Raw genomic sequence first — 4,863 nt, forward strand, 5'->3', positions numbered from 1 at the left:
CTACAAAACGCCTTGTCAGGCGTTTGAACAAAGGGCTTGGAAAATGGCAGCGTAATGTGTTTAATCAAACTGTCCGGAAACAGGGACGAACTTCAAACATCAGTGAAATCTTGTTGTCGTGGGCACAAAAGCAAGGCATCCATATCCGTCATATTCAACCCGGGAAACCCGCTCAAAATGCGTATGTCGAGCGCTACAACAGGACTGTAAGGCAAGAATGGCTGGACCAATCCTGCTTTGAAAGCATCGAACAAGCCCAGTGGGAAGCAACAAACTGGCTCTGGACATATAACAACCAACGGCCCAACATGGCCATCGGCGGCATTACGCCTGCCGACAAAATAAAACAGGCTGCATAACTCTACTGCAGAACTCCTCCATAAATGGGGGGATTACCCTTGAGCATACAGGTATACTACTGCATATCAACTAGTCAGACTACAAATACTCCATTGAATTCAATAAGTATTCACCCTATTCTTGTCGGTGGAGATCCCCAACTGGGCCGCCTTTCTAGAACTGATTTCCCACCTACGCCTGACACTTGCTAAACTTCAAAAACAGCGTTTTGGCTCATCTTCGGAAAAGATTGACCGCCAGATCGAGCAACTGGAACTGGCGCTGGAAAATGTTCTGATCGCTCATCGATCCTGATATATTAAAAACATTTTTATAGTCAACTTCTTAGCTGTGAGAATGCATATCCTAATGTTTAGATGAAATGTCAAAACAAACTAGAGGATATTGATATGCCTGAATTGATTGAACCAGAAGAAAAACTAGAAGACGATCCAAGTTCAGAACAGTCAGATGAAGACGTGTTTGAAGACGCAGAAGAAGCTGTTACGGAACTAAATCGACAAATTGAGGCTGCAGGAGATCCATCGCCTCCTGATTTTGCAAACACAGTTCAGATGCTTGAAGTAGCGTCAAAATCAGCAGACACACTTGCGATTGGGCTTCCTGCGGTGGATGCTATTACAGAAAACTCAACTCCGACAGATGAGACATTATCAGATTCAACATCGCAGACTGAAAACGAACGTTATGATCAACGAGAAAGTGCCCGCGATGAAGCCCTAAAAGAAAATGCCAAGAAGAAAGGAGCTCTTGTCACACGTTGGAAGTTCTGGGCTGTAACAATTGGATTTGCCGTCTCTGGGCTTTCTACCGTGATCTTGCTTGTTCGGTGGGTTGTTGATTCTACAAAAAATGATGCCAATAAAGACAACAAGCAAAAAGCAGAGAAAATTCCTGGGCTCGATGAAATTCCCGAAAGTGTTCGTCAGACACTGCGTAAGCAGATCTCACGTGCACTCGATGGAGCTAGTAAAGTTAGCATCTGGGATCGGACTATCACGTACATTAATAAGTTCAATCCCTCTTGGCCTGCACTCTATCTAATGATGGAGTACCTGAAAGAGCTTTCACCAGGAGCGCCTGCTTTCAAAATTAATAAAGCGGAAAAAAATAAGCTTATCGACAAAATTTTTGATGCTTGGGCAAGTCAGCCAAAGGACATGCGTTTTAGTCCTGTTGTCTTCAGCACAGTCAAAACGTTAAGTCTCAACAATCAACCCCTTCCTGTAATCGTCGCCGCAGACGTGGCTCAATTAGCGCTTGTTGAAATTGCAAATACAATCACCAGCGGTATGCCTCCTAAACGCTGATCAACTAAAATTGCAGCGCTACTTAAGTGGCGCTGCCACATGATGAGAGATTATTGGAATGAATAAAATTCTCGACAGCACATCTTATCGGCTTTTAGCAAGCACTAATGATGTCAAGCTCCTTACACTAAATCAGTCGGATCCTCTAACAAAGACATTCCCAGAGCTTGCTTTGCTCCCTGTTCTCGACTTCCCGGTTGACGCATACTCAGACGCAGCCACCGCCCAGGCATTCGCTAGAGAATACCTTAAGGAATACAACTATGAGATGAGCTCCTACATCCAAGCAAAACCAATTCCCGTGAAGGTGAGTGTTCCCCTGACGCGTGAGGATAGAGAGAAAATTCTTGGATTAGAAATACTGGATACCAGAGTAGATGGTAGCTCTTCTCTCAGTGCGCTCGAGAATGCTCTAACCGAGAATATTAAGATTAATTCTCGCAGATATGTACCAATTTCTAGTAAAGAAGGTGATGTTCAGGAGATCGTTGGTTTGACTGACGGCACTGACGAGTTCAAAGCAGGCTTAATACGATACTACCGTTCTCATGCTTTAGGTGCTATTGCCGTGACATTCCCGGCTCTTTCAGTTGACAAAAATGCAAACCTTCTCGATCAGATAGATCCTGATGCAAAACCAATAAAACTTGTTCAAAATGCAGGTGGTAACTACTCCAACGTAGTGTTGGCGCAAGGTGGCACTGATGATCAGTCACTGGAGCGATTGGCGGAAGGCGCTTTGAACATGGCTTCAATGTTGTCATTTGGTATCGGCGGGCCAGGTGGCTTGGCGGTTGGAGTTGTCACAAGCCTGTTGAGCCTGATCTTTTCCGCCTTCCTTCCCAAGCCTCAGAAACCTAATGAAGTAAAGATCATTCTAGATGGTGTGCGGAATATTGTCACAACTGCAATCGACAATCAAGATATCAGGGATCAAGCTGCAAGTATCGATTCTGATTTGACTTGGTATAATGAGCAATATGCTACTCTCAGAGATAATACTATTCTTAAAATACCAGAAAATATTTTGAAAAGTGACGATAAGGCAGTAGTGGATCTATATAATAGGCTGAACAGCATTGATGATCCTGGCTCGACATTGTTGGTCGCGAACACTTTGCTGACAAGCACTATTAATAGCGGGGAGTCTGATGTTCCCTTCCACTTCAAAGCTTTTACCACATGGCTTATCGGGGCAAATCTGCATCTATTGATTATCAAGGCATTAATTTTGTTTGATTCAATCCCAACTGGTAAACTAACTGGAAGCAAAGTTGAACACCTGATTCAAACCGCTGAGCGGTATGCAAAATATGGCCGCGATACACTCGTTGAGATGAAAGAAAAAGTTGGTTTGCGTGAAAGCGATGTATCAAACGTCTCATCCTTCACGAAATTCATTTATCAAGGCTCAGCTAGCGCGGTTTATCTTGGATACGAGTGGGAGGACACTAACAAACACAACCCAGATAAGAAAGATCCAGATAAGCATAATTACCCACCTATTAATCGAGGTCAGTGTCGTCGTCCTCTCGATGCTGATAAAGCCCAAGTAGAGAAAGATCGACAAGCATATTTTGATGGTGTTGGAAAGCGTCACTTTTACTTTCCTGTAAAGACATTAGAAGACACTGTTAAAAAAATGCAAGATACAGCTGACTTATACAAGAAAAATAAACAATAAAAATTGAGCAATGTGTTTCTAAGGAAAGTAGTTTTAGAGTCACATTGCTTTATCATATGATTAATACAGATTGATTATTAATTTTGAGAGGTTTAGTGTATTATAATGCATTAATTGAATTCTGTTCTATCGTTGACTCATGGCTAATTGTTTACGGTTCTTCTTTGTCAATTCTCAGTCTTGCATGTGTGGGTTCACTCGTCTCTGTATTGGAGTTGAAGAGTTGGACCCTGCGGAAAATTGCCCGGGTATTGCTGTTCAACACACTTATTGGGTCGTTCGGAGGACCGATTTTGCTGAAACTTATTGAAATTCCAGTTGACGATCGCTCGCCCAATATTCTGTTTGTTACATCTTTTTTGCTAGGATGGGCTGCTCACTCTGTCATTACAGAATTTCGAGATATTTTATTAGCTTTTTTGAAGCGCCACATTGAGAGGATTACTAAGTGAAGCCGTTACTTGCTAATATTAACATGGTAATAAATTCAAGTTTATATAGTAAAACTAAGTTATGTATATCATGTATTCTTTGGGTTGGTCTGTTTCTATCATTTGTCTTATGATGAATATCGAATGTTGAGGCTTAAGTTATGACCTTGACTATCACTGATATTCAGGCGAGATGCGCAGCATTAGGACATCCTCCGGGTACAATTGACGGTATAATGGGCCCCAAAACACGCAAAAGCATTGCAGCGGCTTTGAAGGAGCGCGACGCAAGCCATATCTCAGACCTGTTTCATAGCTCTGGACTACATCGAATTCATCTGCATTGGACCGGCGGAGGGGCTGGTATAATTGATTTAGAACTGATGCACTATAACGAGGTAATAGATCACGAAGGAAAGGTGCATAGTGGCAAATATCCGGTGACCATGCAGGCAGCTTATGCGGTCGGAAAAGCAGCTTCACATACATTAAATGCGAACAGCGGAGCTATTGGACTCGCGATTGATTGCATGGCAGATGCGATTGAGCAGCCGTTCTCTGCTGGGTCAGCACCAATGACTACAAGCCAACTCAAAGTATTAACAGAACGCGCTGCGTATTATTGCGAGATGTTTGATATTCCCGTGACTAGATACTCAGTGTTAAGCCATGCTGAAATTCAAAGAATACTTGGCATTAATCAAAAGAGGAAATGGGACATTTGTTGGATACCCGGAATGCAAGCTCCAGATGACCCGATATTAGTTGGGGATAAAATCCGAGAAATGATTCTTGAAAAACTTAAGCTCAAGACTCATAGCAGTATTTACTAGCGTGCTTGATTCGATAGTCATAACCATTGACATTGTTACAGGGATCGTGATTTGAAGCGGCGTTGTTGCAGAAAGAGCTGGTCCCGTTTGTTTGGACAGTTGATCGTGTTTTATAAGTGGATCCGCTCCGATTACGCCGCAGCTTGAGTGAAGTTCGTCCCTGTTTCCGGACAGTTTGATTAAACACATTACGCTGCCATTTTCCAAGCCCTTTGTTCAAACGCCTGACAAGGCGTTTTGTAGCC

5 protein-coding genes and 1 pseudogene are annotated in these 4,863 nt (G+C 42.9%); all 6 read left to right on the forward strand.

What is annotated here, in order from left to right:
• A partial coding sequence (locus PPL9_RS03195) for an integrase core domain-containing protein (protein ID WP_200962085.1) occupies positions 1–359 on the forward strand: 359 nt, incomplete at its 5' end.
• A gap of 121 nt (positions 360–480) precedes the next feature.
• A pseudogene (locus PPL9_RS31065) lies at positions 481–633 on the forward strand (transposase); the annotation flags it as partial.
• A gap of 116 nt (positions 634–749) precedes the next feature.
• Complete coding sequence (locus tag PPL9_RS03200; protein WP_152986579.1) at positions 750–1,670, forward strand: hypothetical protein; 921 nt, start codon at positions 750–752, stop codon at positions 1,668–1,670.
• Positions 1,671–1,728: 58 nt separating this feature from the next.
• The gene (locus tag PPL9_RS03205; protein ID WP_057461300.1) at positions 1,729–3,354 is read left to right on the forward strand and encodes a hypothetical protein; all 1,626 of its coding nucleotides are present in this window, start codon (positions 1,729–1,731) and stop codon (positions 3,352–3,354) included.
• A 95-nt stretch (positions 3,355–3,449) separates the two neighbouring features.
• The gene (locus tag PPL9_RS33000; protein WP_057461301.1) at positions 3,450–3,806 is read left to right on the forward strand and encodes a hypothetical protein; all 357 of its coding nucleotides are present in this window, start codon (positions 3,450–3,452) and stop codon (positions 3,804–3,806) included.
• 140 nt (positions 3,807–3,946) lie between these two features.
• Positions 3,947–4,618, forward strand: a complete 672-nt coding sequence (locus PPL9_RS03215; protein ID WP_057461302.1) for an N-acetylmuramoyl-L-alanine amidase — start codon at positions 3,947–3,949, stop codon at positions 4,616–4,618.
• The last annotated feature ends 245 nt before the right edge of the window (positions 4,619–4,863 follow it).

Origin of the sequence: Pseudovibrio sp. POLY-S9 (genome assembly GCF_001431305.1) — a bacterium.
In the GTDB taxonomy this organism is placed as follows: Bacteria; Pseudomonadota; Alphaproteobacteria; order Rhizobiales; family Stappiaceae; genus Pseudovibrio.